The sequence below is a fragment of the Cupriavidus necator genome (assembly GCF_016127575.1).
Taxonomy (GTDB): domain Bacteria; phylum Pseudomonadota; class Gammaproteobacteria; order Burkholderiales; family Burkholderiaceae; genus Cupriavidus; species Cupriavidus necator_D.
This window is the reverse complement of sequence record NZ_CP066018.1, coordinates 1,124,241-1,149,719: the sequence shown is the minus strand read 5'-3', so window position 1 is coordinate 1,149,719 and position 25,479 is coordinate 1,124,241. Positions and strand designations below refer to the sequence as shown.

The 25,479-nt window shown below is 67.4% G+C and carries 28 protein-coding genes; 17 read left to right on the top strand and 11 right to left on the bottom strand.

Features of this window, described 5'->3' with window-relative positions; all coding sequences use genetic code 11:
* Window positions 1–17: 17 nt before the first annotated feature.
* The 4 genes from I6H87_RS34250 to I6H87_RS05305 all read left to right on the top strand — a co-directional run bounded on the left by I6H87_RS34250 (window position 18) and on the right by I6H87_RS05305 (window position 2,047).
* Window positions 18–149 carry a cytochrome oxidase small assembly protein gene (locus I6H87_RS34250; protein ID WP_010814819.1) on the top strand — a complete coding sequence of 44 codons (132 nt, stop codon included), beginning with the start codon at window positions 18–20 and terminating at the stop codon, window positions 147–149.
* A gap of 17 nt (window positions 150–166) precedes the next feature.
* The gene (locus I6H87_RS05315; RefSeq protein ID WP_010814818.1) at window positions 167–778 is read left to right on the top strand and encodes a cytochrome c oxidase assembly protein; all 612 of its coding nucleotides are present in this window, start codon (window positions 167–169) and stop codon (window positions 776–778) included.
* Between the two features lie 39 nt (window positions 779–817).
* Window positions 818–1,042, top strand: a complete 225-nt coding sequence (locus I6H87_RS05310) for a DUF2970 domain-containing protein (RefSeq protein WP_010814817.1) — start codon at window positions 818–820, stop codon at window positions 1,040–1,042.
* 144 nt (window positions 1,043–1,186) lie between these two features.
* The gene (locus I6H87_RS05305; protein ID WP_010814816.1) at window positions 1,187–2,047 is read left to right on the top strand and encodes a cytochrome c oxidase subunit 3; all 861 of its coding nucleotides are present in this window, start codon (window positions 1,187–1,189) and stop codon (window positions 2,045–2,047) included.
* A gap of 129 nt (window positions 2,048–2,176) precedes the next feature.
* On the opposite strand, the gene I6H87_RS05300 is transcribed toward I6H87_RS05305, so the two are convergent.
* Window positions 2,177–2,386, bottom strand: coding sequence for a twin transmembrane helix small protein (locus I6H87_RS05300; RefSeq protein WP_010814815.1), 210 nt, complete (start codon window positions 2,384–2,386; stop codon window positions 2,177–2,179).
* Here I6H87_RS05300 and I6H87_RS05295 point away from each other — a divergent pair.
* From I6H87_RS05295 to I6H87_RS05275, 5 genes are all read left to right on the top strand, one after another.
* Window positions 2,385–3,182, top strand: a complete 798-nt coding sequence (locus tag I6H87_RS05295) for an SURF1 family protein (RefSeq protein ID WP_051398455.1) — start codon at window positions 2,385–2,387, stop codon at window positions 3,180–3,182. The two genes, I6H87_RS05300 and I6H87_RS05295, sit on opposite strands and share 2 nt — an antisense overlap.
* Window positions 3,183–3,235: 53 nt before the next feature.
* Window positions 3,236–3,886, top strand: coding sequence for an SCO family protein (locus tag I6H87_RS05290; RefSeq protein WP_010814813.1), 651 nt, complete (start codon window positions 3,236–3,238; stop codon window positions 3,884–3,886).
* Between the two features lie 10 nt (window positions 3,887–3,896).
* Window positions 3,897–5,009, top strand: coding sequence for a COX15/CtaA family protein (locus tag I6H87_RS05285; RefSeq protein WP_011614470.1), 1,113 nt, complete (start codon window positions 3,897–3,899; stop codon window positions 5,007–5,009).
* Entirely contained in the window at window positions 5,006–5,950 is a 945-nt protein-coding gene (gene cyoE, locus I6H87_RS05280; RefSeq protein ID WP_041687128.1) for a heme o synthase, read from the top strand. Before I6H87_RS05285 ends, cyoE begins: the two co-directional genes overlap by 4 nt.
* A gap of 128 nt (window positions 5,951–6,078) precedes the next feature.
* The gene (locus I6H87_RS05275) at window positions 6,079–6,699 is read left to right on the top strand and encodes an SCO family protein (protein ID WP_010814810.1); all 621 of its coding nucleotides are present in this window, start codon (window positions 6,079–6,081) and stop codon (window positions 6,697–6,699) included.
* A gap of 106 nt (window positions 6,700–6,805) precedes the next feature.
* Here the strand turns inward: I6H87_RS05275 and rpoH are convergent, their stop codons facing one another.
* Window positions 6,806–7,732: an RNA polymerase sigma factor RpoH gene (gene rpoH / locus I6H87_RS05270; RefSeq protein WP_011614472.1), complete on the bottom strand. Its 927-nt coding sequence runs from the start codon at window positions 7,730–7,732 to the stop codon at window positions 6,806–6,808.
* Between the two features lie 340 nt (window positions 7,733–8,072).
* Here rpoH and I6H87_RS05265 point away from each other — a divergent pair, with 340 nt between their 5' ends.
* Window positions 8,073–8,948, top strand: a complete 876-nt coding sequence (locus I6H87_RS05265; protein WP_010814808.1) for a pirin family protein — start codon at window positions 8,073–8,075, stop codon at window positions 8,946–8,948.
* Window positions 8,949–8,967: 19 nt separating this feature from the next.
* Here I6H87_RS05265 and ybiB read toward each other — a convergent pair whose 3' ends face one another.
* From ybiB to I6H87_RS05240, 5 genes are all read right to left on the bottom strand, one after another.
* Window positions 8,968–9,960 (bottom strand): DNA-binding protein YbiB, encoded by a 993-nt coding sequence (ybiB, locus tag I6H87_RS05260; RefSeq protein WP_010814807.1) that lies wholly within the window; start codon window positions 9,958–9,960, stop codon window positions 8,968–8,970.
* A 109-nt stretch (window positions 9,961–10,069) separates the two neighbouring features.
* Entirely contained in the window at window positions 10,070–10,873 is an 804-nt protein-coding gene (locus I6H87_RS05255) for an ABC transporter ATP-binding protein (protein ID WP_010814806.1), read from the bottom strand.
* A gap of 18 nt (window positions 10,874–10,891) precedes the next feature.
* Window positions 10,892–11,797 carry a nitrate ABC transporter permease gene (gene ntrB, locus I6H87_RS05250; RefSeq protein WP_010814805.1) on the bottom strand — a complete coding sequence of 302 codons (906 nt, stop codon included), beginning with the start codon at window positions 11,795–11,797 and terminating at the stop codon, window positions 10,892–10,894.
* Window positions 11,798–11,848: 51 nt separating this feature from the next.
* Entirely contained in the window at window positions 11,849–13,159 is a 1,311-nt protein-coding gene (locus I6H87_RS05245; RefSeq protein WP_010814804.1) for a CmpA/NrtA family ABC transporter substrate-binding protein, read from the bottom strand.
* A gap of 365 nt (window positions 13,160–13,524) precedes the next feature.
* Entirely contained in the window at window positions 13,525–14,172 is a 648-nt protein-coding gene (locus I6H87_RS05240) for an ANTAR domain-containing response regulator (RefSeq protein ID WP_037025353.1), read from the bottom strand.
* Between the two features lie 253 nt (window positions 14,173–14,425).
* On the opposite strand from I6H87_RS05240, the gene I6H87_RS05235 reads away from it, so the two are divergent.
* Entirely contained in the window at window positions 14,426–15,127 is a 702-nt protein-coding gene (locus I6H87_RS05235) for a fumarylacetoacetate hydrolase family protein (protein ID WP_011614475.1), read from the top strand.
* Window positions 15,128–15,131: 4 nt separating this feature from the next.
* Window positions 15,132–15,779 carry a maleylacetoacetate isomerase gene (gene maiA / locus I6H87_RS05230; RefSeq protein WP_010814801.1) on the top strand — a complete coding sequence of 216 codons (648 nt, stop codon included), beginning with the start codon at window positions 15,132–15,134 and terminating at the stop codon, window positions 15,777–15,779.
* A gap of 17 nt (window positions 15,780–15,796) precedes the next feature.
* Here the strand turns inward: maiA and ftsY are convergent, their stop codons facing one another.
* A complete protein-coding gene (ftsY, locus tag I6H87_RS05225; RefSeq protein ID WP_011614476.1) occupies window positions 15,797–16,957 on the bottom strand; it encodes a signal recognition particle-docking protein FtsY in 1,161 nt (386 codons plus the stop codon).
* Window positions 16,958–17,175: 218 nt separating this feature from the next.
* Between ftsY and I6H87_RS05220 the strand changes: the two genes are divergently transcribed.
* From I6H87_RS05220 to I6H87_RS05200, 5 genes are all read left to right on the top strand, one after another.
* Window positions 17,176–18,723, top strand: a complete 1,548-nt coding sequence (locus I6H87_RS05220; RefSeq protein ID WP_010814799.1) for a M16 family metallopeptidase — start codon at window positions 17,176–17,178, stop codon at window positions 18,721–18,723.
* A gap of 9 nt (window positions 18,724–18,732) precedes the next feature.
* Entirely contained in the window at window positions 18,733–20,115 is a 1,383-nt protein-coding gene (locus tag I6H87_RS05215) for a M16 family metallopeptidase (protein WP_010814798.1), read from the top strand.
* An 82-nt stretch (window positions 20,116–20,197) separates the two neighbouring features.
* Entirely contained in the window at window positions 20,198–20,890 is a 693-nt protein-coding gene (gene rsmD, locus I6H87_RS05210; RefSeq protein WP_011614477.1) for a 16S rRNA (guanine(966)-N(2))-methyltransferase RsmD, read from the top strand.
* Window positions 20,891–21,130: 240 nt separating this feature from the next.
* Window positions 21,131–21,616: a pantetheine-phosphate adenylyltransferase gene (gene coaD, locus I6H87_RS05205; protein WP_010814369.1), complete on the top strand. Its 486-nt coding sequence runs from the start codon at window positions 21,131–21,133 to the stop codon at window positions 21,614–21,616.
* 68 nt (window positions 21,617–21,684) lie between these two features.
* Window positions 21,685–21,945, top strand: coding sequence for a YfhL family 4Fe-4S dicluster ferredoxin (locus I6H87_RS05200; RefSeq protein WP_010814370.1), 261 nt, complete (start codon window positions 21,685–21,687; stop codon window positions 21,943–21,945).
* 101 nt (window positions 21,946–22,046) lie between these two features.
* On the opposite strand, the gene I6H87_RS05195 is transcribed toward I6H87_RS05200, so the two are convergent.
* The 3 genes from I6H87_RS05195 to I6H87_RS05185 all read right to left on the bottom strand — a co-directional run bounded on the left by I6H87_RS05195 (window position 22,047) and on the right by I6H87_RS05185 (window position 25,459).
* Complete coding sequence (locus I6H87_RS05195) at window positions 22,047–23,897, bottom strand: PhoX family protein (protein ID WP_011614478.1); 1,851 nt, start codon at window positions 23,895–23,897, stop codon at window positions 22,047–22,049.
* 196 nt (window positions 23,898–24,093) lie between these two features.
* Window positions 24,094–24,690 (bottom strand): aminoacyl-tRNA hydrolase, encoded by a 597-nt coding sequence (gene pth, locus I6H87_RS05190; RefSeq protein WP_010814372.1) that lies wholly within the window; start codon window positions 24,688–24,690, stop codon window positions 24,094–24,096.
* 151 nt (window positions 24,691–24,841) lie between these two features.
* Window positions 24,842–25,459 (bottom strand): 50S ribosomal protein L25/general stress protein Ctc, encoded by a 618-nt coding sequence (locus I6H87_RS05185; protein ID WP_010814373.1) that lies wholly within the window; start codon window positions 25,457–25,459, stop codon window positions 24,842–24,844.
* Between the last annotated feature and the right edge of the window lie 20 nt (window positions 25,460–25,479).

Here is a 25,479-nt window from a genome sequence, read left to right as displayed (position 1 = left end):
AAGCAACAGAAGCAGCTATGCAGTCTCCAGACAAAAGCCCATCACGCCCGGACCAGAAGGCCGCCAACCGGCGCCTTGGCCTGATCCTGCTGTCGATCGTGGTGGTTTTCTTTCTGGGGTTCTTCGCCAAGATGATGTTTCTTGGCTGAGGCGGCAGGGTAGCGAGATGAGCATCGACCAGCAGGCTGGCAGGGAAGCGGACAAGCGGTTCAACCGCGGCATGATGCTGCGCCTGGTCGTGATCGTGGCCGTGATGTTCGGCTTCGGCTATGCGCTGGTGCCGCTGTACAAGAAGATCTGCGAGATCACCGGCATCAACGTGATCACCACGCGCGAGCTGCACGGCGCGGTGAAGAACACGCAGGTCGACAAGAGCCGCACCATCACGGTGGAGTTCGACTCCAACGCGCGCGGGCCCTTCGCCTTCCGGCCGGTGAAGAACAGCATGGAAGTGCATCCGGGCGAGATGGCGACGATCGTCTACGAGGTGGCCAACGGACAGCCGCGCGATATTTCGGCGCAGGCCATCCCGAGCTACGCGCCCAAGCAGGCGACCCAGTATTTCATGAAGCTGGAGTGCTTCTGCTTCAAGCAGCAGACGCTCAAGGCGAAAGAGGCGCGCGAGATGCCGGTGGTGTTCGTGATCGATCCCGCGCTGCCCAAGGATGTGAAGAATATTACGCTGTCGTACACCTTCTTCGAGGTGGGTGCGCCGGTGGCGCAGGCGCCCGAGGGCCAGCTGGCGCCGCAGCCGGCAACGGCCGGCAAGGGCATCTGAGGCGGCCGCGGTGCATGCCGGGGCGGAGGAGGACGGGCAATGGATGAGATGAAGGACGCGGTCAAGCGCAAGATGTCGTTCGGGCAGACCATGCGCGCGGTGCTGTGGTCGTTCATCGGCCTGCGCAAAGGCGCCGAGCACGAGCGCGACATGGCCCGGCTGAACCCGGTGCATGTGGTGATCGCCGGAGTGATCGCGGCGGCCATCTTCATCGCGGTGCTGGTGCTCATCGTGCGCACCGTGGTGGGGCAGGCAGCGGGATAGCAGGGCAGGAAGGGTAGACAACAAAAGCAGTCGCAGAACAAAGCAACCGCGGCGGCGGGGCTGGCCCGGAGGAGGGGACGGCCCGCAGTGCCAAAGCGCGGATCACGAATACTGAATCAAAGACTCTGAGCTGGAGATAAAAGAATGAGTGCGAATCGCGCAAACGCTCCGTACTACTTCGTACCGGGCCCGTCGCGCCACCCGATCACGGCAAGCTTCGGCCTGCTGATGACGGGCGCGGGTGCCGCCGGTTGGGTAAACGGGCAGCCCTGGGCGCCGTACCTGTGCGGCCTCGGCCTGCTGTGGTTCCTGTTCGTGCTCAAGAGCTGGTTTGGCGACGCCATCAGCGAGTCCGAAGGCGGCATGTACGGCAAGAACATCGACCTGTCGTTCCGCTGGTCGATGGGCTGGTTCATCTTCTCGGAGGTGATGTTCTTCGCGGCCTTCTTCGGCGCGCTGTTCTATGCCCGCACCATCGCCATGCCGTGGCTGGGCGACCTGAACAACAAGATCCTGTGGCCCGACTTTGCCGCGGTATGGCCCAACACCGGCCCGGCCGGCGTGGTGGAAAGCTTCCAGACCATGGGTCCGTGGCCAATCCCGACCATCAACACCGCGCTGCTGCTGATGTCCGGCCTGACGCTGACCTGGGCGCACCACGCGCTGCTGGCCGGCAAGCGCAGCCAGCTGATTCAGGGCCTGTCGCTGACCATCCTGCTGGGCGCGGTCTTCATGTGCTTCCAGGTGTACGAGTACATGCACGCCTACTCGGAACTGAACCTGAAGCTGACCTCGGGCATCTACGGCTCGACCTTCTTCCTGCTGACCGGCTTCCACGGCTTCCACGTGACCATGGGCGCGATCATGCTGGCCGTGGTGCTGGTCCGCGTGCTGAAGGGCCACTTCACGCCTGACCACCACTTTGCATTCGAAGGCGCCGCCTGGTACTGGCACTTCGTTGACGTGGTGTGGCTGTTCCTCTACGTCGTGGTGTACTGGCTGTAAATCCGGCTGCCGTACCCGCCGGCGCGCCCCCCGGGGGCCGCCGGCGCCAACGCAAAAGAGAAACGCCGCAGGAGGTTGTCCAGCCTGCGGCGTTTGTCTTTTGCGGGCCTGGTGCCCGCGTCCTGGCGTTCAGGGTGCCATGCGGATGCCCGTGCTGTGGATCCAGCCCATCCAGTTCGAGAACAGGATGAACAGGAACAGCGCCATCGAGAACCCGACGCGCAGCATCAGCGAGCGCATCATGTTGGGCGTCGTGCCGCGGTCGCGCATCATGAAGAACAGGGCGGAGGCCAGGCTGGCGATGATCAGGATGAAGGCAACGATGATGACAAAGCGCATGGCGGGGCAGGTCGGGGCCAGGAGCGACGGAAAGACCCATTATCGCACCAGCCCGTTGCCGCTGGCCGCTGCACTGGTGATGATCGCCGTGACCTGCGCGCTGGGCAACTGGCAGCTCAACCGCGCGCACGACAAGGAGGCGCGCGCGGCGCGGCTGCAGGCGCTGTCGGCGCAGCCGCCGGTGGTGCTGGGCACGGCCCCGCTGCCGCAAGTTGTGACCGACCGCACGGTCCGCGTGACCGGGCGCTTTGACACGGCCCGCACCGTCTTGCTGGATAATCGCCCCCACGGCAATGGCAGCAGCCCCGGGGATAGCCGCGCCGGCTTCCTGGTGCTGACGCCGCTGCGGATTTCAGCCGCCTCGCCGGCGCCCGCAGGTGCCGCCGGCGCCATGCAGGCGGTGCTGGTGCTGCGCGGCTGGCTGCCGCGCGATGCCCAGGACCGCACCCGGATTGCGCCGTTCCCCACGCCCGAGGGCGAGGTAACGATCGAAGGCACGGCACTGGCGGCCGTGCCGCGGGTCTATAGCCTGGGCCAGGACGCCGCCGGCAGCAAGATCCGCCAGAACCTGGACCTCGCTGCCTATGCGGCTGAAACCGGCCTGGCGCTGCACCCGCTGGTGCTGGAGCAGCGCAGCGACAGCGGCGATGGCCTGGCGCGCGACTGGGCCCCGGCCGACCTGGGCGCGGACCGGCACTACGGCTATGCCTTCCAGTGGTTCGGGCTGGCCGCGCTGACGGTGGTGCTGGTGGTCGTGCTGGGCTGGCGCCGCGCGCGCCGGGTGGCAGCACCGTAACTCGAATGAACCAGGCGCATGCGCTCGCCGAAGACAAAGGACAGACGTACTCCATGGCACAGCAAGACTCCGCCCCGGCCGCCGCGGCCTCGCCGCCGGATACCCGCATCGATGCGCGCACGCGCCGTGGCCGCCTGCAGATGCTGATGCTGTTGCTGGTGTGCGCGTCGCCGGTGATCGCCTCTTACTTCACCTATTACGTCATCAAGCCGCGTGGCGGCGCCACCAACTACGGCGCGCTGGTCGACCCGCAGCGGCCGATGCCGCCGGTGCGCGTCACCGATGAGCAGGGCCGGGCCGTGCCGCTGGAGCAGTTCCGCGGCAAGTGGCTGCTGGTGACCACCGACCCGTCCGCCTGCGACGAGGCCTGCGCGAAGAAGCTCTTCACCATCCGCCAGATCCGCGCCGGGCAGGGCCAGGACCGCGAACGCATCGTGCCGGTGTGGCTGGTGACCGACGACGGCAAGATCGACGAGCGCCTGAACGCCGCCTACAACGAGCCCTACGCGGGTGTGCGCTTCCTGCGCATCGACCGCCAGGCCGCGCAGCAGTGGCTGCCGGCCGAACCCGGCAAGCGCGCCGAGGACACCCTGTTCCTGGTCGACCCGCTGGGCAACCTGATGATGCGTTTCCCGCAGGATCCGGACCCCAAGAAGATGAGCGGCGACCTGAAGAAGCTGCTCAAGGTCTCGCGCATCGGCTAAAGGGGACGGCATGCTGCTGCAACTGGCCATCATCGGCATCCTGATCGCGCTGTTCCCGCTGTCCTACGTGCTGGTGAAGGGGGACCGCAACAAATACCGCAAGCTCGCCTGGATCACGGCGTTCCTGACGCTGGACCTGATCATGTTCGGCAGCTTCACGCGCCTGACCGACTCCGGCCTGGGCTGCCCCGACTGGCCCGGCTGCTACGGGCACTCCAACCCGCACGCCGCGATGGAGCCGATCCGCGCGGCCGAGACCGCGCTGCCCAGCGGCCCGGTGACGCTGGCCAAGGCGTGGATCGAGATGATCCACCGCTACTTCGCCATGGCGGTCGGGGTGCTGATCATCACGCTGATGGTGCTGGCGTGGGTCAAGCGGCGCGAGCTGAAGCAGTCGCCGTGGTTCGCCACCGGGGTGCTGCTGCTGGTGTGCGTGCAGGGTGCGTTCGGCGCTTTCACCGTGACCCTGAAGCTGCAGCCGATCATTGTGGTCACGCACCTGATGCTGGGCATGGTTTTGCTGGCCGTGCTGATCCAGCTGGGCTCGCGCAACGATCCGCCGCACCCGGTCGCGGCGCGGGCCGCGCGGCTGCGCTGGCCGGTGCGCATCGGCCTGCTGCTGCTGGTGATCCAGATCTTCCTGGGGGGCTGGGTCAGCACCAACTACGCGGTGCTGGCCTGCACCGACTTCCCGCTGTGCAATGGCCAGCTGGTGCCCGAGATGGATTTCCGCCACGGCTTCACCCTGTGGCGCCAGCTGGGCATGACCGCCGATGGCGACTACATCCCGCACGCGGCGCTGGTGGCGATCCACTGGGTGCACCGCGGCTTTGCCTTTGTCGTGCTGGGCTACCTGGCGTGGCTTGGCCTGCGCGCGCGCAGGCTTGAAGGGCTCGCGCGCGCGGCCGGCTGGCTGCTGGCCACGCTGGTGCTGCAACTGGCCACCGGGATGTCCAATATCGTGTTCGACTGGCCGCTGGTGGCCGCGGTTGCGCACAACGGCGGCGCGGCGCTGCTCCTGCTGCTGCTGGTCCGCCTCCACTACAATACAGGGCTCGCAGGGCTCACCATGCGGGCCGCCGGCGCCCCCGCTGCCGTGCCGAACGCCGCCCGCGCCACATGAAAGACAAGACCCCTTCCGTGGTTACCGCTACCCACCCCCATTCGCTGGGCAAGTTGAGCCGGATACGGCACCTTGCCCGACAATATGCCGCCCTGACCAAGCCGCGCGTGACGCAGCTGGCCGTGTTCTGCGCCATCATCGGCATGTTCCTCGCCACGCCCGGCATGGTGCCGTGGCGCGTGCTGATCGGCGGCGCCGCCGGCATCTGGCTGCTGGCCGGTGCGGCCTTTGCCATCAATTGCCTGGTCGAGCAGAAGATCGATGCGCTGATGCGCCGCACCGCGTGGCGCCCGTCGGCCACCGGCGAGATCACCACGCCGCAGACCCTGGTGTTCTCCGCCATCCTGGGCGGCGCCGGCATGTGGCTGCTGCACGTCTACGCCAACGACCTGACGATGTGGCTGACCTTTGCCACCTTCCTCGGCTACGCGGTGGTCTACACCATCCTGCTCAAGCCGGCCACGCCGCAGAACATAGTGATCGGCGGGCTCTCGGGGGCGATGCCGCCGGCGCTGGGCTGGGCCGCGGTGGCGGGCGAGGTACCTGCCGAGGCCTGGTTCCTGGTGCTGATCATCTTCACCTGGACCCCGCCGCACTTCTGGGCCCTGGCGCTGTACCGCCGCGCCGACTACGCCAAGTCCGGCCTGCCGATGCTGCCGGTCACGCACGGCGAGCGCTACACGCTGCTGCATATCCTGCTGTACACGCTGATCATGATCGCCGCGACGCTGCTGCCCTTTGTCTACGGCATGAGCGGCTATATCTACCTGGCGGCCGCGCTGGCGCTGGGCGCGGGTTTCCTGGCCTACGCCTGGAAGATGTACCGTAACTATTCGGACGAGCTGGCGCAGCGCGCCTTCCGCTTCTCGATCCTGTACCTGTCGCTGCTGTTCGCCGCGCTGCTGGTCGACCACTACTTCAAGTTCGTGCCGCAGGTCTGACCTGTGGCCGACCGGCTGCGGCATCTTGTCGCGGCCGGTGCAGCGTGGCGGCACGATCGGCGATACTGCGTGATGTCGCCGCCCTCCGGTGCCGCTGTTTCCTCCCACCCCTGACCGGTTTCCGCCGCATGCCCCGCCTAAGCCCCGCCTCCGGCCTGTTCGCCGCCTTCCGCCGCTTTTCCCTGCTGGCCGCGCTTGCGCTGGCCGTGGCTGCCTGCGGGCAGCAGAAGGCCTCGTTCCGCAATGTCGACATCACCGGCGCGGCGGACTTCGGCAAGGACTTCTCGCTGACCGACCATCACGGCAAGGTGCGCACCATCGCCGACTTCAAGGGCAAGGCGGTGGTGATGTTCTTCGGCTACACCCACTGCCCGGACGTGTGCCCGACGACGATGGCCGAACTGAAGGCGGTGATGGAGAAACTGGGCCCGGATGCCGACCGCGTGCAGGTGCTGTTCGTCACGGTCGACCCGGAACGCGACACGCAGGCGCTGCTGGCGCAGTACGTGCCGGCCTTCGATGCGCGCTTCCTGGGGCTGCGCCCGGCCGACGAAGCCGCACTGCAGAAGTTGACCAAGGACTTCAAGGTGTTCTACGCCAAGGTGCCGGGCAGCTCCCCGAACAACTACACGGTGGACCACTCCGCGGGCAGCTATGTGTTCGACCCGGACGGCAAGCTGCGGCTGTTCATCCGCCACGGCCAGGGTCCGGATCCGATCGCGCACGACCTGAAACAGCTGCTGTCGTGACGTGAAAGGGTGGGAAGGGGTGCGGCATAAGGTCGCACTCACCCTCTCGCGGGCAACAAAAAGGCCGGTCCAGTGGACCGGCCTTTTGCATGGCTGGGGGTGCGGATCAGGCGAACGCCTGCAGCGCCCCCTTCATCTTCTTCATGGCCGCGGCCTCGATCTGGCGGATGCGCTCGGCCGAGACGCCGAACTCGTCAGCCAGCTCATGCAGCGTGGAGCCGCCCGAGCCATCGTCTTCGACGTGCAGCCAGCGCGCCTCGATGATGCGGCGGCTGCGTTCGTCCAGCTTGCCCAGCGCTTCTTCCAGGCCCTCGACCTGCATGCGGTCGTGGCGCTTGGCTTCCAGCACGCGGGTGGGCTCGTTGTGGTTGTCCGCCAGGTAGGCGATGGGGGCGAATTCCTCTTCGCCGTCGTCGATCTGGCCTTCCAGCGCCAGGTCGCCGCCCGACAGGCGGGTTTCCATCTCCATCACTTCTTCGGGCTTGACGTTCAGCTCGCGCGCCACGGCCTCGACCTGCTCCGGCGTGAACGTGTGCGCGCCCTGCTTGTGGCTGCGCAGGTTGAAGAACAGCTTGCGCTGGGCCTTGGTGGTGGCCACCTTGACCATGCGCCAGTTCTTCAGCACGTATTCGTGGATCTCGGCCTTGATCCAGTGCATCGCGTACGACACCAGGCGCACGCCCTGGTCGGGGTCGAAGCGCTTGACCGCCTTCATCAGGCCGATATTGCCTTCCTGGATCAGGTCGGCGTGGGGCAGGCCGTAGCCCAGGTACTGGCGGGCGATCGACACCACCAGGCGCAGGTGGGACATCACCATCTGGCGGGCAGCGTCAACGGAATCGTGGTCGCGGAGCTCGCGCGCCAGGCGCTGCTCTTCCTCCGCGGTCAACAGCGGAATCCGGTGGACAGCCTGGATATAGCTGTCGAGGTTGCCAACGGTGGCCGGGAAGGTCAGCGCGAAGCTGCCCGTGCTCCGGGGTGCCGTCGGCAGACGGTTATTCAGGGTTTGGTCGGCAGACAAGACTGCGTTCACTCAATGGCTCCTTTCGCATCCGGCGGTTCGGTTGCCGGGGTGCCGCGCCTGTTGGGGCGGTGGCACTGCAACACATATTAGCACTCAGGCCGGGTGAGTGCTAATTGGAGCCCCGATGGTCGTGATAGTTCCTCTCGATTGCTCTTGCTGCTGGCATAGCTACCTATCAATTCGAGCGGCGGGAACGATACCCACGGTTCGGCGCACTGGATGTTAGAGCGGTGCCGGGCACGGGGGTTCTGCCCGCTGCTGCAATGATTTGTTGCAGCAGCGGCTACACTCGACCAAGCTGCGGCGCGCTGGCATCCTTGCAAGCCTCTCTCATTCCACCGGAGGAGTTATGTCTGCTATCGAACACTTGCTCAAGCCGCATGTGCGCGACCTGGGCGATTTTACCGTGCGCCGGCTGTTGCCCGCCGCCGCCACCCAGACCGTTGGTCCGTTTATCTTCTTTGACCATATGGGGCCGGTGCAACTGCCGCCGGGCGGCGGAGCCGACGTGCGCCCGCATCCACATATCGGACTGGCCACGGTCACTTATCTGTTCGAGGGCGAGATCATCCACCGAGACAGCCTGGGCAGCGACCAGGCGATCCGCCCGGGCGATGTCAACTGGATGACCGCCGGGCACGGCATCGTGCACTCGGAGCGCTCGCCCGAGCATGTGCGCCCCGCCGGGGCCCGCCTGCACGGCATCCAGACCTGGGTGGCACTGCCGCAGGAGCATGAGGGTGCCGAGCCGTCGTTTTTCCACCATCCCGCCGCCACGCTGCCACGGATCGAGCGGCCGGGTGTGCGCATGGTGGTGATTGCGGGCGATGCCTTTGGCCAGGTCTCTCCGGTCAAGGTCTTCAGCCGCACCCTGTACGTGGCGATCGAGCTGGATGCGGGCGCGAGCGTGGAGATCCCGGCCGATCATGCCGAGCGGGGCATCTATCCGGTGGACGGGGCGGTGGCGCTCGACGGCGAGCCGCTGCCGGCCGAGCATATGGTGGTGCTCACGCCGGGCCAGCCCGCAACGCTGACGGCCACGACGCCGTCGCGCGTAATGCTGCTGGGCGGCGACCCGACCGACGGGCACCGCTTCATCTACTGGAATTTCGTTGCCAGCAGCAAGGTGGCGATCGAGGCCGCCGCCCAGCGCTGGGAGGACGATCAGTTCCCGCACGTGCCGGGCGAGACCGAGCGCATCCCGCTGCCCCCGCGCAAGCCCTGACAGCGGTCCCGGGGCTGGCTCAGACCGGGCTGGCCCAGGTCACGCGAGTGCCTTGCCGCAGGCATTCGCGGATGGCCTCGACCTGGATAGCGATCGGTGCCGGCACCGGCGCCGCGCCGTCCAGCACGCGCCGGATCCAGGCCACGGTCTGGCCGGCGTCGCTGCCGGGCGGCAGTTCAGGCACTTCGGCCAGCGAACCAACAGCCGGATCGACCAGCGTCTGCTGGTGCCCCTCGTGCAGCCAGTCGATGCGGCTGGTGCGGCGCGCATCGGCCACCACTTCGCCCTCGGTGCCGCGTGCCAGCAGCACGTTGGCGGGTTCATGCGAGAAGTAGTCGGTCAGCGTCTCGCGGTATTCGGGGTGGGTGTAGCTGTACAGGCGCAACCCTTCCGCGGGCGAATGCTCGCCCACCGGCTGCAGCATCTTGGCCACCGTATGCGCCGAATTGCGCAGGCCGATCACGGTGCGCCGCTCCAGCAGCTGCGACAGCCCGGGCGACAGCACATCCACCGGCAGCACCGCCAGCGGCCCGAGGTCGCTGCTCTCGCGCAGCCGTGCCGAGGCGTCGCCGGTAGTCGCGCACAAGGGCACGCCCAGCGCCTCGAACAGCGCCATGCTGGTCACGCGGCCATTGAACAGGCGCGTGCCGTGCACCAGCACGGGGACATCTTCGCGCGCCAGCAGCAGCGCCAGCAGCGGCACCAGGTTGGGTTGCTTGCGCGCACCGTTGTAGCTGGGGATCACCACCACCTGCCGGTCAGGCGGCGCCGGCAGCGGCTGGCAGTGCGCATGGGCGGCTTCCAGCATGCCGGCCAGCTCGTGCGGGGCCTCGCCCTTGATGCGGTAGGCCATCAGGATGGCGCCGAGCTCCAGGTCCGAGACGCGCCCGGCCAGCATGGCGTCGAACAGGGCCTGCGCGTCTTCGCGCGGCAGCGCCCGCGCGCCGTTGACGCCGCGGCCGATCTCCTTGATATAGCGGGCAGCAGGGAAGGACGTGGCTGGCGTGGTCATGGCGGCGTGGGGGTAGTCTGTTCTGGGTTCATGATAGCGGAGCCAGGCCGCCGCGCCCATCGCCGCCTGTGCCACATAGGGCCGCCCACCGGCACGCGGCCGGCGGGCACTACGCGGCTTCCTGCAGCGCCGGGTTGCGCTGCTTGCGGTAGAGGAAGTCCAGCACCGCGGTGCGGCAGGCGTGGTAGGCCTTGTCGTCGGCCAGCGCGACGCGGTCGCGCGGACGCGGAAGCTCCACCTTCAGGATCTCGCCGATGGTCGCGGCCGGACCGTTGGTCATCATGATGATGCGGTCGGCCAGCAGCACGGCCTCGTCGACGTCGTGGGTCACCATCACCACGGTGCTGCGGGTGCGCGCCACGATCTTGATCAGCTCGTCCTGCAGGTGCGCGCGCGTGAGCGCATCGAGCGCGCCGAAGGGCTCGTCCATCAGCAGCACCTTGGGCGCCATCGCCAGCGCGCGGGCAATGCCCACGCGCTGCTTCATGCCGCCGGAGATCTCATGCGGATACTTGTTCTCGGCGTGCGTCAGGCCCACCAGCGCCAGCGTGTCGTGCGTGCGCGCCTTGAGCTGCGGCTTGCTCTCGCTGGCGGCGAAGACGCGCTCCACGCCCAGGTAGACGTTCTCGAAGCACGTCAGCCACGGCAGCAGCGAATGGTTCTGGAACACCACCGCGCGCTCCGGCCCCGGCCCGGCGATCTCGCGCCCGGCGCAGATCAGCGCGCCGGTGGTGGGCGTGGCCAGTCCCGCGACCAGGTTCAGCAGCGTGGACTTGCCGCAGCCTGAATGGCCGATCAGCGTGATGAACTCGCCCTCGGCGATATGCAGGTTGATATCGCGCAGGGCGACGAACGGGCCCTTGCGGGTCTTGAAGGTCTGGCCGACGTTTTCGATGCTGACGAACTTGTCCATGGCGATTCTCCCCGCGTGTCAGTTGGTGCCGTAGCTGAAGCGCCGGGCCAGCGCCAGCAGCGCATGCTCGAGCAGCAGCCCGATGATGCCGATCACGAAGATCGCGATCACGATGTGCTCGACCTTCAGGTTGTTCCATTCGTCCCACAGCCAGAAGCCGATGCCGGTGCCGCCGGTCAGCATCTCGGCCGCGACGATCACCAGCCACGCGGTGCCGATCGACAGCCGCACGCCGGTCAGCATGTAGGGCAGCACCGCGGGGAACAGCACCCGCGTGAACACCTTCCATTCCGACAGGTCCAGCACGCGCGCCACGTTCAGGTAGTCCTGCGGCACGCGCGTGACGCCGACCGCGGTGTTGATCACCATCGGCCAGATCGAGCAGATGAAGATCGCCCAGATCGCGGCCGGGTTGGCGGCCTTGAACAGCAGCAGGCCGATCGGCAGCCACGCCAGCGGCGAGACCGGGCGCAGCAGGCTGATCACCGGCGCGGTCATCGCGTTCAGGAAGGCGAAGCGCCCGATCAGGAAGCCGGCCGGGATGCCGACCAGCGCGGCCAGGCCGAAGCCCGCCGCGACGCGCGCCAGCGATGCCAGCACGTTCCAGCCGATGCCCTGGTCATTGGGCCCGTTGCGGTAGAACGGGTCGGCAAACAGCGGCACCGCGGCGTTCCATGTGGCCTGCGGCGTGGGAATGGCCGGGATCATCGTGGCGATGCCGTGCCAGGCCAGCACGAACAGGGCAAAGCCCAGTACCGGCGGCACGGCCTTGAGCACCAGCGCGGCGACCGCCTCGCGGCGTTGCGCGCGCCGTGCCTGCGCGGCGATTTCCTGCTCGCGCCGGCGCGCCCGCTCCTTGGTGTCGGGGTCGGCGCTGGCGGCTACGGTTGCACCATCGGGCGTGGGGTGGGCTATGGCATTCACGTCTGGCTCCTTTCGTCAGGGGCACTGCGGATCAGTGGGGGAAGGCTTGCGTCAGGCCTTGATCTTGAAACCGTCGGCGTAGGCCTTGGGGTCCTTGCCGTCCCAGACCACGCCGTCGATCAGCTTGGCGCTGCGCATGTCGCTCTTGGGCAGCGGCACCTGCGCGGCGGCGGCGGCCTGCTTGTAGACGTCGATGCGGTTGACCTGCCGGGCCACGGCGAGATAGTCCGGATGTTCCTTCAGCAAGCCCCAGCGCTTGTGCTGGGTCAGGAACCACATGCCGTCGGACAGGTACGGGTAGTTGGCGGCGCCGTCCTGGTAGAACTTCATCGCGTCTGGGTCGTCCCAGGTCTTGCCCAGGCCGTTGGTGTAGCGGCCCAGCATGCGGTCCAGGATGATGTCCATGTCGGTGTTGACGTAGGACTTGGCGGCAATGGTCTCGGCGGTCTTGCGGCGGTTGGAGGCCGACGCATCGATGAACTTCGATGCCTCCAGCACTGCGGCCACCATCGCGCGCGCGGTGTTGGGGTATTTCTGCACGAACTCCGCGGTGGTGCCCAGGGTCTTCTCGGGGTGGCCCTTCCAGATGGCCTGCGTGGTCTCGGCGGTGAAGCCGATCTTGTCGGCGATGGCGCGCGCGCCCCAGGGCTCGCCCACGCAGAAGCCGTCCATATTGCCCACGCGCATATTGGCCACCATCTGCGGCGGCGGCACCGTGATGGCCTTGGCGTCCTGCATCGGGTTGATGCCGTTGGCCGCCAGCCAGTAGTACAGCCACATTGCGTGCGTGCCGGTGGGGAAGGTCTGGGCGAAGGTGTAGTCGCGCTTCTCCTTCATCATCAGCGCCTTCAGGCTGGCGCCGTCCTTGACGCCTTTCTCGGCGAGCTTGGACGACAGCGTGATGGCCTGGCCGTTGTGGTTCAGGTTCATCAGCACGGCCATGTCCTTCTTCGGGCCGCCGATGCCCAGCTGCACGCCGTAGATCAGTCCGTACAGCACGTGCGCCGCGTCCAGCTCGCCGTTGACCAGCTTGTCGCGCACGCCGGCCCATGAGGCTTCCTTGGTCGGCGTGATCTTGATGCCGTATTTCTTGTCCAGCCCGAGCGTCGCGGCCATCACCACCGAGGCGCAGTCGGTCAGCGGGATAAAGCCGATGCGCACGTCGGTCTTCTCGGGCGCGTCCGAGCCCGCTGCCCACGCACCGGCGCGCACCAGCGGATCGACCAGCGTCATCACGCTGGCGCCGGCGATGGTGGCAAGCGCGCGGCGGCGGCCGCTGCTGGCCGGCACGGCGTCGGCAGCCGCGTCGGGAACGTGGACGGCTGCGTGCAGCGGCTTGGCAATCCTGAGGCGAGAGGGCATTGCATGGCTCCAAGAAAAAAGGCGTCCCCTCCGCGACCGGCTTCGCCAGAAGACCGGTGCGGCGCAGGGACGCCGTTGTCCGTGGCGTGACGCAGCCCGCGTTGGCCGTGTCCGCCGAAATTGTTGGTCGGCCGCCGTTGGCCGATACCTGCATAACGCAAGGCGTGTGCCAGCCTGTGCAGTGCAGCATTCGAGGGCGGATTTGTGACGGATCGGGGGGAAATGATCGGATGTGGTGCGCGCGCGCTGGCCGCCGCCACATTCGGGGGAGCAGGGGAGGGAGGTGACGCAGTGCGGCAGCGCCAGGAGCGTGCATTGCACCAGTCGCGTGCGGCGGCGCACCACGGCTGGCAGGCGGGAGCGGCTCAGCCCATCACGTCGATCACGCGCTGGGCCGCGTCCACCAGCTTCAGGCCGCGCTCCATCGCCATGCTGCGCAGGCGCTTGTAGGCCTCGTCCTCGCTGAGGCCGCGCGCCTGCATCAGCAGTCCCTTGGCGCGCTCGACCACCTTGCGCTCGGCCAGCTTGAGCCGGGTGGCATCGAGCTCGGCGCGCAGCTGCTGATCCAGTTCGAAGCGTGTGTAGGCCACGTCGAGCACGGTCTTGACGCGCTCGGCGCGCAGGCCGTCGACGATATAGGCGGTGATCCCCGCCGTCAGCGCTGCCTTGATGCGCTGGCTGTCGTCGTTGTCGGTGAACAGCACGATCGGGCGCGGCGCATGCTGGGTCGAGACGCAGACATGCTCGATGGTGTCGCGCGCGGCGGATTCAGACGCGATGATCAGCATGTCGGGCTGGGTGGCCGTGATCACATCCGGCAGGCGCAGGTCGGCATCGACGATCTGGATCTCGGTAAAGCCGGCGCTGACCAGCCCGCCGCGGATGGTCTCGACGTTCAGCGGGTCGGCGTCATGCGGGTCGCGCACGAGCAGGATCCGCAACACCCGGCCGCCGGCAGTGGGCGGGGCAGGTGCGGCAGCGGTGGGCGATGGGGGCGGGTGGCGTCGTGTCATGGCTAGGCTCTGTTGCAGTGCGCCATGCAAGATTCGCGCCGGGTAAGTATCCGGCACCTGCGCCAGTTCGGTGCGCTGGCGCTGCGAGGATGCCTGGATTCATTGTATGCGGTCGTACGCAGAGCCAACTCTCGCGGTGTATCCTGTTGCCCTGCTGCGCCGGGCGCGTCTGCTGGCGACGCCGCGCATGGCTGCTTCCTGCAACCCTGCCCACCCGCGCCGCAGCACCGATCAGAACAATCTGGAGAGATGCATGACCGAATTCGTGTTCGCTCCGGCCGCGCCCGTTGGCGTGCCGGTGCGCGGCAGCAATGCTAGTTTCCCGGTACGGCGCGTGTACTGCGTCGGCCGCAACTATGCTGCCCACGCCCGTGAAATGGGCTCGGACCCCGACCGCGAGCCGCCGTTCTTCTTCTGCAAGCCGTCCGACGCGGTCAGCTACGTCGCCGACGGCACCGAAGGCGCCTTCCCGTACCCGCCGGGCACCAGCAACTGCCACTATGAAGTGGAGCTGGTGGTGGCGATCGGCAAGGGCGGCCGCGACATCCCGGTCGACAAGGCAGCCGGCCACGTGTTCGGCTACGCCGTGGGCCTGGACATGACCCGCCGCGACCTGCAGAACGAATCGAAGAAGACCGGCCGCCCCTGGGAGACCGGCAAGGCCTTCGACCAGTCCGCGCCGATCGGCCCGATCGTGCCGGTCTCGGCCATCGGCCATCCGCAGAAGGGCGCAGTGACGCTGGCGGTCAACGGCGTGGAGAAGCAGCGCGGCGACCTGTCCGACCTGATCTGGTCGGTGCCGGAGATGGTGTCGTACCTGTCGAAGCTGTTCGAGCTGCAGCCGGGCGACCTGATCTTCAGCGGCACGCCCGAAGGCGTGGGCCCGGTGGTCAAGGGCGATGTCATGCAGTGCCACGTCGGCGGCGTGGGCGATCTCACCATCAAGGTAGTCTGATCCGATGCTAAAGCTTTACAGCTATTTCCGCAGTTCGGCCTCATTCCGCGTGCGCATTGCGCTGGAACTCAAGGGGCTGTCCTATGACTATGTGCCGGTGCACCTGCTGAAAGAAGGCGGCCAGCAGCTCAAGCCGGAATTCCGCGCCGTGAATCCCGACGGACTGGTGCCGGCGCTCGCCGACGGCGAGCACGTGCTGCAGCAATCGCTGGCCATCGTCGAATACCTGGACGAGGTCCATCCCGAGCCGAAGCTGCTGCCCGGCACGGCGCTGGACCGCGCCTATGTGCGCGGACTGGCCCAGGAGATCGCGTGCGAGATCCACCCGCTGAACAACCTGCGCGTGCTGAAGTACCTGAAGCACACCGTGGGCGTGACCGACGAGGTCAAGGACGCGTGGTACCACCACTGGATCGAGCTGGGCTTTGCGTCGCTGCAGGCCAACCTGGAGCGCGGCGGCAAGGCCGGGCGTTTCTGCTTTGGCGATACGCCCACGCTGGCCGATATCTGCCTGGTGCCGCAGGTATTCAACGCGCAGCGCTTCAATATCGACCTGGCCCGCTACCCGGCGATCGCCAGGATCTATGAAACCTGCATGGAGCTGCCTGCTTTCCAGAAGGCGGAGCCGAAGGCGCAGCCTGACGCGGAATAAGCGTTCGCCACCGGGCCTTACCCCAGCAGCGCTTCGGCGAACTCATCCGCCTTGAACGGCTGCAGGTCCTCCACCTTCTCGCCCACGCCAATGAAATAAACCGGCACCGGGCGCTGGCGCGCGATAGCCGCCAGGATGCCGCCCTTGGCGGTGCCGTCGAGCTTGGTCACGATCAGGCCGGTCAGGCCCAGCGCGTCGTCGAAGGCGCGGGTTTGCTGCAGGGCGTTCTGGCCGGTGTTGGCGTCGATCACCAGCAGCACCTCGTGCGGCGCGCTCGGCATGGCCTTGCTGATCACGCGCTTGACCTTCTTGAGCTCTTCCATCAGGTGCAGCTGCGTCGGCAGGCGGCCGGCGGTGTCGGCCATGACGATGTCGATGCCGCGCGCCTTGGCCGCATTGACGGCGTCGAAGATCACCGCCGCCGGGTCGCCGCTTTCCTGCGCCACCACGGTGACGTTGTTGCGTTCGCCCCAGATCGTCAGTTGCTCGCGCGCGGCGGCGCGGAAGGTATCGCCGGCGGCCAGCAGCACCTTCTGGTCATAGCGCTGGAAGTGCTTGCACAGCTTGCCGATGCTGGTGGTCTTGCCGGCGCCGTTGACGCCCGCGATCATCATCACCAGCGGCTGCTCGCGGCCCAGCGCCATGGTTTTTTCCAGCGGGCGCAGCAGCTGCGTCAGCAGCTCGCGCAGCGCCGCCTTGACGCCTTCGGCGGTCTCGATGCGCTCGGCCTTGACGCGCTTGCGCAACTCGCCCAGCAGGTACTCGGTGGCTTCCACGCCGGCATCTGCCATCAGCAGCGCGGTTTCCAGTTCTTCGAACAGGGCCTCGTCGACCTTGACGCCGACGAACAGCGTGCCGATGTTGCGGCTGGTCTTGGACAGCCCGGTACGCAGCCGATGCATCCAGCCCAGCTTCGCTTCAGCGGTCTGGGCGGGCGGCGGGACCAGCTCGAGCGCTTCGGCCGGTGCGGGCGCCGGCAGGGGGATCGGGGCCGCCACGGGCGCTGGGGCAGGGGGTGGCACTTGCGCCGGGACCGGTGCCGGTGCGGGCGCAGGGACTGGCGCAGGCGTGGGGGCCGGTGCCGGTACGGGGGCGGGGACCTCGACCGGAGCGGGGGCCGGGGCTGGCGCCTCGGCGGGCGCGGGCTCGGCCTTGCGCTTCTTCCAGAAACTAAACATTGGGGAATGGAGTCAATACCGGGGCCGATACCCTGGCGGCAGCCAAATGCCAGCAGGCAACCGGTTATAAATCAATGGGTTACGCAGGCATCGCGATGGCTGGGGAGAAAGCGTTGTGGTCCCGGCCGGCGATTGCGTATAGTTCGCTACATGGCAGATTCATGCGCGCAGTCTTGCGCACGTGAGTCGATCGGCAAAATTCTAGCAGACGGGGTCGCATGAACCATTGCGCTGTCCTGGCCGCTGCGGGCGCACAAGGCACCAAAGCCTGCGTCGCAACGCGCTTCCAACGCCTTTCACCTTCCTCCAAACCGCTTCCCGCCCGCGCCGCGCGTCTCGCGCGGCGAGTCATTCCCACGCTGCTGCTGGCCTTGCTGCCGTGGTCGATGCCGGCAGGGGCGCAGGGCGTGGTGGCTTCGCCGATGCCCGGCACGCAGACCGCCCCGGCCGGCGCGACCGCGCATGGCACGACCGAATACCGCCTGTCCAACGGGCTGCGGCTGATCGTCAAGGAAGACCACCGCGCGCCCACGGTGGCGCACCAGATCTGGTACCGCGTGGGCGGCATCGACGAGGTCAGCGGCACCACCGGCGTGGCGCACATGCTCGAGCACATGATGTTCAAGGGCACGCCCAAGGTCGGCGTGGGCGAGTTCTCCAAGCAGGTGGCCGCGCTGGGCGGGCGTGAGAACGCCATGACCAACCGCGACTTCACCATGTACTACCAGCAGATCGGCAAGCAGTACCTGCCGAGGATGATGGAGCTGGAGGCCGACCGCATGGCCAACCTCGTCATCACCAAGGACGAGTTCGAACGCGAGATGAAGGTGGTGATGGAAGAACGCCGCCTGCGCACCGATGACTCCGCGCGCGGCACCGTCTATGAGCAGTTGCTGGCCACGGTCTACACCGCCGCCGCGTACCGCCACCCGGTGATCGGCTGGATGGACGACCTGGTCAATATGCGCGTGGACGACGTCAAGGAGTGGTACCGCCACTGGTACGTGCCCAACAACGCCATGGTGATTGTCACCGGCGACGTCAAGGCCGAGGAAGTGCGCGCCCTGGCCGAGCGCTATTACGGCAAGCTCAAGCCGCGTACGCTGCCGCTGCGCAAGGACCAGGAAGAGCCGGCGCAAAAGGGCATCAAGCGCATCTGGGTCAAGGCGCCGGCCGAGAACCAGTACATGGTGATGGCCTACAAGGTGCCGCGCCTGCGCGATATCGAGAAGGACGTCGACCCCTACGCGCTGGAGGTGCTGGCGGCCGTGCTCAACGGCTACGACAACGCACGACTGACGCGCGAACTGGTGCGCGAGCAGCGCCTGGCCGACGACGTCAACGTCGGCTATGACAGCATCAACCGCGGCGAGTCGCTGTTCGTGCTCGACGGCACGCCCGCCACAGGCCACAACACCGACGAGATCGAGCGCGCGCTGCGCGCCGAGGTCCAGCGCATCGCCAAGGAGGGCGTGTCGCCGGAGGAGCTCAAGCGCGTCAAGGCGCAGGTGGTGGCCGGCCAGATCTACAAGCGTGATTCGGTGTTCGGGCAGGGCATGGAAATCGGCGTGTCCGAGATCTCGGATATCTCCTGGCGCCAGATCGACCGCATGCTCGACAAGATCAAGGCCGTCACGCCGGCGCAGGTGCAGGCCGTCGCCGCGAAGTATTTCAACGACGACAACCTGACCGTGGCCACGCTGGTGCCGCAGCCGATCGATCCGAACAAGCCCAAGTCCCAGGCCCCGTCGGGCCTGCGCCACTGAGGAAAGGCGATGACTCAGTCCGTCACCACCCCGCAGCGTGCGCTGCGCAAACTGGCCGGCGCCGCATTGGGCGCCGTGGTCCTGCTGGCTGCGCAACTGGCGCAGGCCGCGATCCCGATCGAGCACTGGACCGCGTCAACCGGCGCCAGGGTGTTCTTTGTGCATAGCCCGTCGATCCCGATGCTCGACGTCAATATCGACTTCGACGCCGGCAGTCGCTATGACCCGCCGGGCAAGGCCGGGCTGGCCACGCTGACCGCCGCGCTGCTGGACAAGGGCGCCGCGGCGCTGGAAGGCCAGCCGGCGCGCGATGAAGCGAAGATCGCCGATGGCTTTGCCGATACCGGCGCCGCCTTTGGCGGCGCCGCCGGCGGCGACCGCGGCGGCATCGGGCTGCGCACGCTGACCGCCCAGCCGGAGCTGGACCAGTCGGTCGCGCTGGCCGCGCAACTGATCAAGGCGCCGACCTACCCGGACGCTGTGGTCGGGCGAGAGAAGCAGCGCCTGATCACCGCCATCCGCGAAGCCGACGCCAAGCCCGGCGTGATCGCCGACAAGGCGCTGGCCAAGGCCATGTATCCCGACCATCCCTACGGCGTGGCCGCGACCCCGGACAGCGTGGCGTCGATCACGCGCGACGACATTGTCAGGTTCTGGCGCGACAACTACGGCGCGCAGCGCGCGGTGGTGACGCTGATCGGCGCGGTCGACCGCAAGCAGGCCGAAGCCATTGCCGAGCAGCTCACGCGCGGGCTGCCGCCCGGCAGCGCGGCGCCGGCCATGCCGCAGGTGCGCCTGAACATCGCCCCGAGCGAGCAGCGCATGCCGCATCCGGCACAGCAGTCCAGCGTGGCCATCGGCCAGCCGGCCATTGCCCGCGGCGACCCCGATTACTTCGCGCTGCTGGTGGGCAACTACGTGCTGGGCGGCGGCGGCTTCAGCTCGCGCCTGACTGACGAGGTGCGCGAGAAGCGCGGCCTGACCTACGGCGTGGACAGCTACTTCGCGCCGTCCAAGCAGCCGGGTCCGTTCGGCATCAGCCTGCAGACCAAGAAGGCGCAGACCGACGAAGCGCTGGCGCTGGTGCGCCAGGTGCTGGCGCGCTTTGTCGCCGAGGGCCCGACCGAGAAAGAGCTGCGCGCGGCCAAGGACAACCTCATCAACGGTTTCCCGCTGCGCATCGACAACAACCGCAAGCTGCTGACCAACGTCGCCAATATCGGCTGGTACGGGCTGCCGCTGGATTACCTGGACACCTGGACCGCCCAGATTGGCAAGGTCACGCGTGAGCAGGTCAGGGCCGCTTTCCAGCGCCATGTGCGCCCGGACAATATGGCGACGGTGATCGTCGGCGGCCCGGTCGCAGCGCCTGCGACTGCCGCCAGACAGTGATGCCGGCGCCGCTTGGGCCCGTCATGAGCGCCGGGGCTCCGGCGCGTGCGGCGAACCGGCCCGCAGGCTCTACAATCACGGGATGAATTCGCGTTCCCGATTGCCGTCGCCCGCCACCGGCGGGCGACCCGCCTCTCCTGCCGCTGCCAGCGGCGGGCGTTCCCCCGTTTCCGCGGCGCCACGCCAGGCACCGCGCCAGGAGCCGTCCCAGGTCCGCATCATCGGCGGCCGCTGGAAGCGCACCTTGCTGCCCGTTCCCGATGCCCAGGGCCTGCGCCCCACGCCCGACCGCGTGCGCGAGACGCTCTTCAACTGGCTCGGCCAGGACCTGTCCGGGCTGGAATGCCTGGACCTGTTCGCCGGCTCCGGCGCGCTCGGCTTCGAGGCCGCCTCGCGCGGCGCCGCCGCGGTCACGCTGGTCGAGTCCAATGCGCGCGTGGCCAAGCAGCTGCGCGACAACCAGTACCGGCTCGACGCGGCTCAGGTGCGCGTGATGCAGGGCGATGCCTTTGCCATTGCCGCGCAACTGCCCGATGCCAGCTTCGACGTGGTCTTCCTGGATCCGCCCTTCGCCGAGGACTGGGTCGGGCCGGCGCTGGAGCACGCGGCGAGGCTGTCGCGGCCCGGCGGCGCAGTCTATGTCGAGACCGACCATGCGCTGACCGGTGCCGACGCGCCGGTGCCGGCGTCGCTTGAAATCGTGCGCCACGCGCGCGCCGGCGCGGTGCATTTCCACCTGCTGCAGCATCGCGTGCCGGGCAACGGCGCTGCCTGATGCACCAGTCTGGGGCGATGGTCCGGGTAGGCCTGTTCTGCAATGAGGAAGGTCCCCTTCCTCAATGGGAAACGGCTTCATAGCTGCGCTGCGGCAAAACGGTGCGCCGGGCGGCTTCCAAGTGGCGCATTTGGGGTTACACTACGCCGCTGTTACAACGCTCGCGACGCAGCACCCACGCCGGTCCGGCCGGCGCAAGAGGCGGCCCAAGGCCGGCAGCGGGCAGATCAAGGAGGAAGTATGGTCATCGCGGTCTATCCCGGCACGTTCGATCCAATGACCCGGGGACACGAGGATCTGGTCCGCCGTGCGTCGAACATCTTCGACGAACTGGTGGTCGGCGTGGCGCACAGCCCCAACAAGCGCCCGTTCTTTTCGCTCGAAGAGCGCATCGGCATTGCCCGTGAAGTGCTCGGGCATTATCCCAATGTGCGCGTCGAAGGCTTTTCCGGCCTGCTCAAGGACTTTGTGCGCAACAACAATGCGCGCGTGATCGTGCGCGGCCTGCGCGCGGTGTCCGACTTCGAGTACGAATTCCAGATGGCAGGCATGAACCGCTACCTGCTGCCCGACGTGGAAACCATGTTCCTGACGCCGTCGGACCAGTACCAGTTCATCTCCGGCACCTTCGTGCGTGAGATCGCGGTGCTGGGCGGCGATGTCAGCAAGTTCGTGTTCCCGTCGGTGGAACGCTGGCTGCAAGAGAAAATCGGCAAACCGGAATAAAATAGCAGACACAGATACGTCGAGTCGCGGCCAGTCGGGCGCGGGCGTGTCCGCAGGAAGGAAACACCATGGCGCTGATGATCACTGACGACTGCATCAACTGCGACGTTTGTGAACCCGAGTGCCCGAACGAAGCCATTTCGATGGGGCCCGAGATCTATGAAATCGACCCCAACAAGTGCACCGAGTGTGTCGGGCACTTCGACGAGCCGCAATGCCAGCAGGTCTGCCCGGTCGCCTGTATCCCCAAGGATCCGAACCGCGTCGAAACGCATGAGGTCCTGATGCAGCGCTACCGGCTGCTGACGGCCGCCAAGCACGCGGCCTGACCCGCAGCTTCAGCCAGGCAAAAAAAGCCCCCGGCACCGCAAGGTGACGGGGGTTTAACTTTTCCCCAGTTACTGCTGGTACTACCTACTGCACTGCGCGGTCACGCACCGATCGGCTTGCCGTCGCCACGGCGCACCACGATGGTGGACGAGCGCGGCGGCTTGGCCGCGTCCGGCCACGCGCCGGTGGGGTGCTGGATGTTGATGAAGCAGGTGGTCAGGTCCGGCGTGTAGGCGATGCCGGTGATTTCGCAGCCGGTCGGGCCGACCAGGAAGCGCTTGGACTGACCCGTCGGCGAGATGTAGTACATGCTGTTGTTGCCGAACGTGCTGGTGTAGGTGGCGCTGGTGCTGGAGTCGGTCTGCACCCACAGCCGGCCCTGCGGGTCGACGCGCAGGCCGTCGGGGCTCGAGAACGTGTCGCCGTTGATGTTGCCCTTCAGGTTGTCGGTGGCCAGCGACGGGTCGCCGGCCTGCAGCAGGATGCTCCACGTGAACGTGGTCGCCAGCGGCGAATTTCCGGCTTCGTTCCACTTGACGATATGGCCGTGCAGGTTGTTCTTGCGCGGGTTGGCGGCGTCGGTCTGCTGGCGGCCGCTGTTGTTGGTCAGCGTGCAGTACAGGGTTTTGTCCGGTGCGGCCGTGATCCACTCGGGGCGGTCCATCAGCGTGCCACCGGCCACGCGCGCGGCCGACTTGGTGTTGATCAGCACGTCGGCCTGGCTGGCGAAGTCGACCGTGGTCGGCGCCGGCGAGACGGCCGACTGGGTCCAGTTGCCCGGATCCGAAGCGCCCACGGTCAGGCCGTTCTTGCCCTGCGTCAGCTCGATCCACTGGCCGCTGCCGTCGGCGTTGAACCTGGCCACGTAGAGCGTGCCGCTGTCCAGCAGGTTGGCATTGGCGGCGCGGTTGTTCGGATCGAAGGCCTTGCTCGGGATAAATTTGTAGATGCAGCCCGGCGTGCCGTCGTCGCCCATATAGAAGGCGACGTTGTTGCTGGCGTCGGTCAGGAAGGCGACGTTCTCATGGTCGAAGCGGCCCATCGCGGTGCGCTTGGCCGGCGAGCCCAGCGTGCCGTACGGATCGACTTCCACCACCCAGCCGTAGCCGTTCTCGGCCTGGGTCGGGTCGATGTAGTTGTCCGTGCTCTCTTCGCAGGTCAGGTAGGTGCCCCACGGGGTATGGCCGCTCGAGCAGTTGTTGAGCATGCCGACTACGGTCGATCCCACCACCGAAGCAGCCGGGCCGCCCACGCGGTACAGCGTGTTGCCGGTGTAGCGCTTGTTGTAGATCGAGTCGCGCTTGACCTGCCACTTGCCGCTGGCTGCCAGTTCCACTTCGATCACCGAGATGCCGACCGCCGACAGCGCGATGCGCTTCTGCTCGGGGCTGGCCGTGGCGGCGTCATAGGTGCCGCCCGCGAACAGGATCTTGTAGTCCGGCAGCTCGTGGTTGATGGCGAGCAGGCCGCCCTTCTGCGGATCGACACCCGGCAGCGCGAAGTAGTGCATGCCGTCGTGGTTGCCGCCGGCCTGGCGCTCGGTTTCGGCCGAGGACTGGAACGCGCCGGCATAGCCGGTGGCACCGGCTTCGACCGGGTCGCCGGCGGAGAACAGCACGTCGACGCTGTAGCCATTGGGCACGACCACGGCATCCGCGGTCGACTTGGCGACCGGCTCGAAGGTGACGTCGTAGCTCGGGGCGGCCGCGGCGGGCGCTGGGGCCGGAGCAGGTGCGGGGGCCGGTGCCGGTGCGGGATCGTCATCGCCGCCACAGGCGGCCAGCAGGCCGCTGCCGAACGCCGAGGCCAGCGACAGGCCCAGGCCGCCGCGCAGCACCCGGCGGCGGGCCGGGTTGGCGGCTACGATGTCTTCGAGCATCTGGCCGGGCACGTCAGCGTCGGGCTTGGCAGCGCGACTGGCGGCCCGCGCTTGATCGGTCAGGTACGACATGGGCTTTCCTCCTGTGGGTTGTCATGCGCATCGGCCACCATGCGATACCGACGCGATTGGAAACCACGGAATGTATGTGCCGCCCATGGCACTTTGATGACATATTGTCTGCAACAGCAGTCTTGGGCCGCCAAACCACGACGGGCCGCAGATGCGGCCCGTTTTCATACGCTTGTCGCAGGAATATGCGTATTTGTCAGCGCGTGGTATGCAGCTGCGCCATGGCGCGTTCAGCATCGCCGCGTGCCAGCAGGCCGAGCGGCTCGATGCAGCGGTCGATGGCGGCATCGATGGCTTCCTGCTCCTCGCGCCGCGGTGGCTTGAGCACGAAGTTGACCACGTCCTCGCGGCCCGCGCCGGCGCCGCCGGGCGCGTTGCGCGGATGGCCCACGCCCAGGCGCAGGCGCCAGTAGTCCTGCGTGGACAGGTGGGCCGAGATGTCCTTGAGCCCGTTGTGGCCGCCCGCGCCGCCGCCGCGCTTGAGCTTGGCCGCGCCCGCCGGCAGGTCCATCTCGTCGTGCGCGACCACGATCTCGTCGGGAAGGACCTTGTAGAAGCGCGCGAGCGACACCACGGCCAGGCCGGAGCGGTTCATGAAGGTCGACGGCTTGAGCAGCCAGATGTCCTGGTCCCACAGCCGCGCACGCGCGGCCAGGCCGTGGAAGCGGCCTTCCACGCGCATCGTGGCGCCGCCCATGCGGGCCAGCTGGTCCACCAGCCAGAAGCCGGCGTTGTGTCGGGTGGCCTCGTACTCCGCACCGGGATTGCCGAGGCCGACGATAAGCTTGATCATGCGTTTGACTGGGTCGTTGGCGCGCAAGGCTGCGCCACAAGCGCCAAGGATACCGAAAAACCGGCAGACGGCTGCCGGGCGAAAAAAAACCGCCGCAAGAAGCGGCGGTTTCTTCGTGGCGCGGCCGGCAGGCCGCGACCGCTGCTGCAGCTTAGGCAGCCGGCGTTTCGCCAGCGGCTTCGCCGCCTTCGGCAGCTTCCGACACGGCTCCAGCCGGTTGCGAGATGCTGGCGACGGCCGGGTTGTCGTCACCGTGGGTGATCACGGTCACGCCCTTCGGCAGCTTGATGTCCGACAGGTGGACGGTCTGGTTCAGCTCGACGGCGGCCAGGTCCACTTCGATGAACTCGGGCAGGTCGGCCGGCAGGCACGAAACTTCCAGGTCGTTCAGGATGTGGTTGACGATGCCGTGGCCCAGCTTCACGCCAGGAGCGGTTTCCTGGTTCATGAAGTGCAGCGGCACCTTGACGTGGATCTTGTCGTTGGCCGACACGCGCTGGAAATCTACGTGCAGCACCAGCGGCTTGAACGGGTGCATCTGGAATGCGCGCAGCAGGGCCTGTTCCGACTTGCCAGCGACTTCCAGTTCCAGGATCGACGAGTGGAACGCTTCCTTCTTCAGGGCGTGCCACAGCGCGTTGTGATCCAGTTCGATCATCTTCGGCTCGGCGGCGCCGCCGTAGATGATGCCGGGGGTCTTGCCCGAATTGCGCAGGCGGCGGCTCGCACCCGTTCCCTGTACGCTACGCTCGAAAGCGACAACTTTCATGATGACTCCAAAAGTAAGAA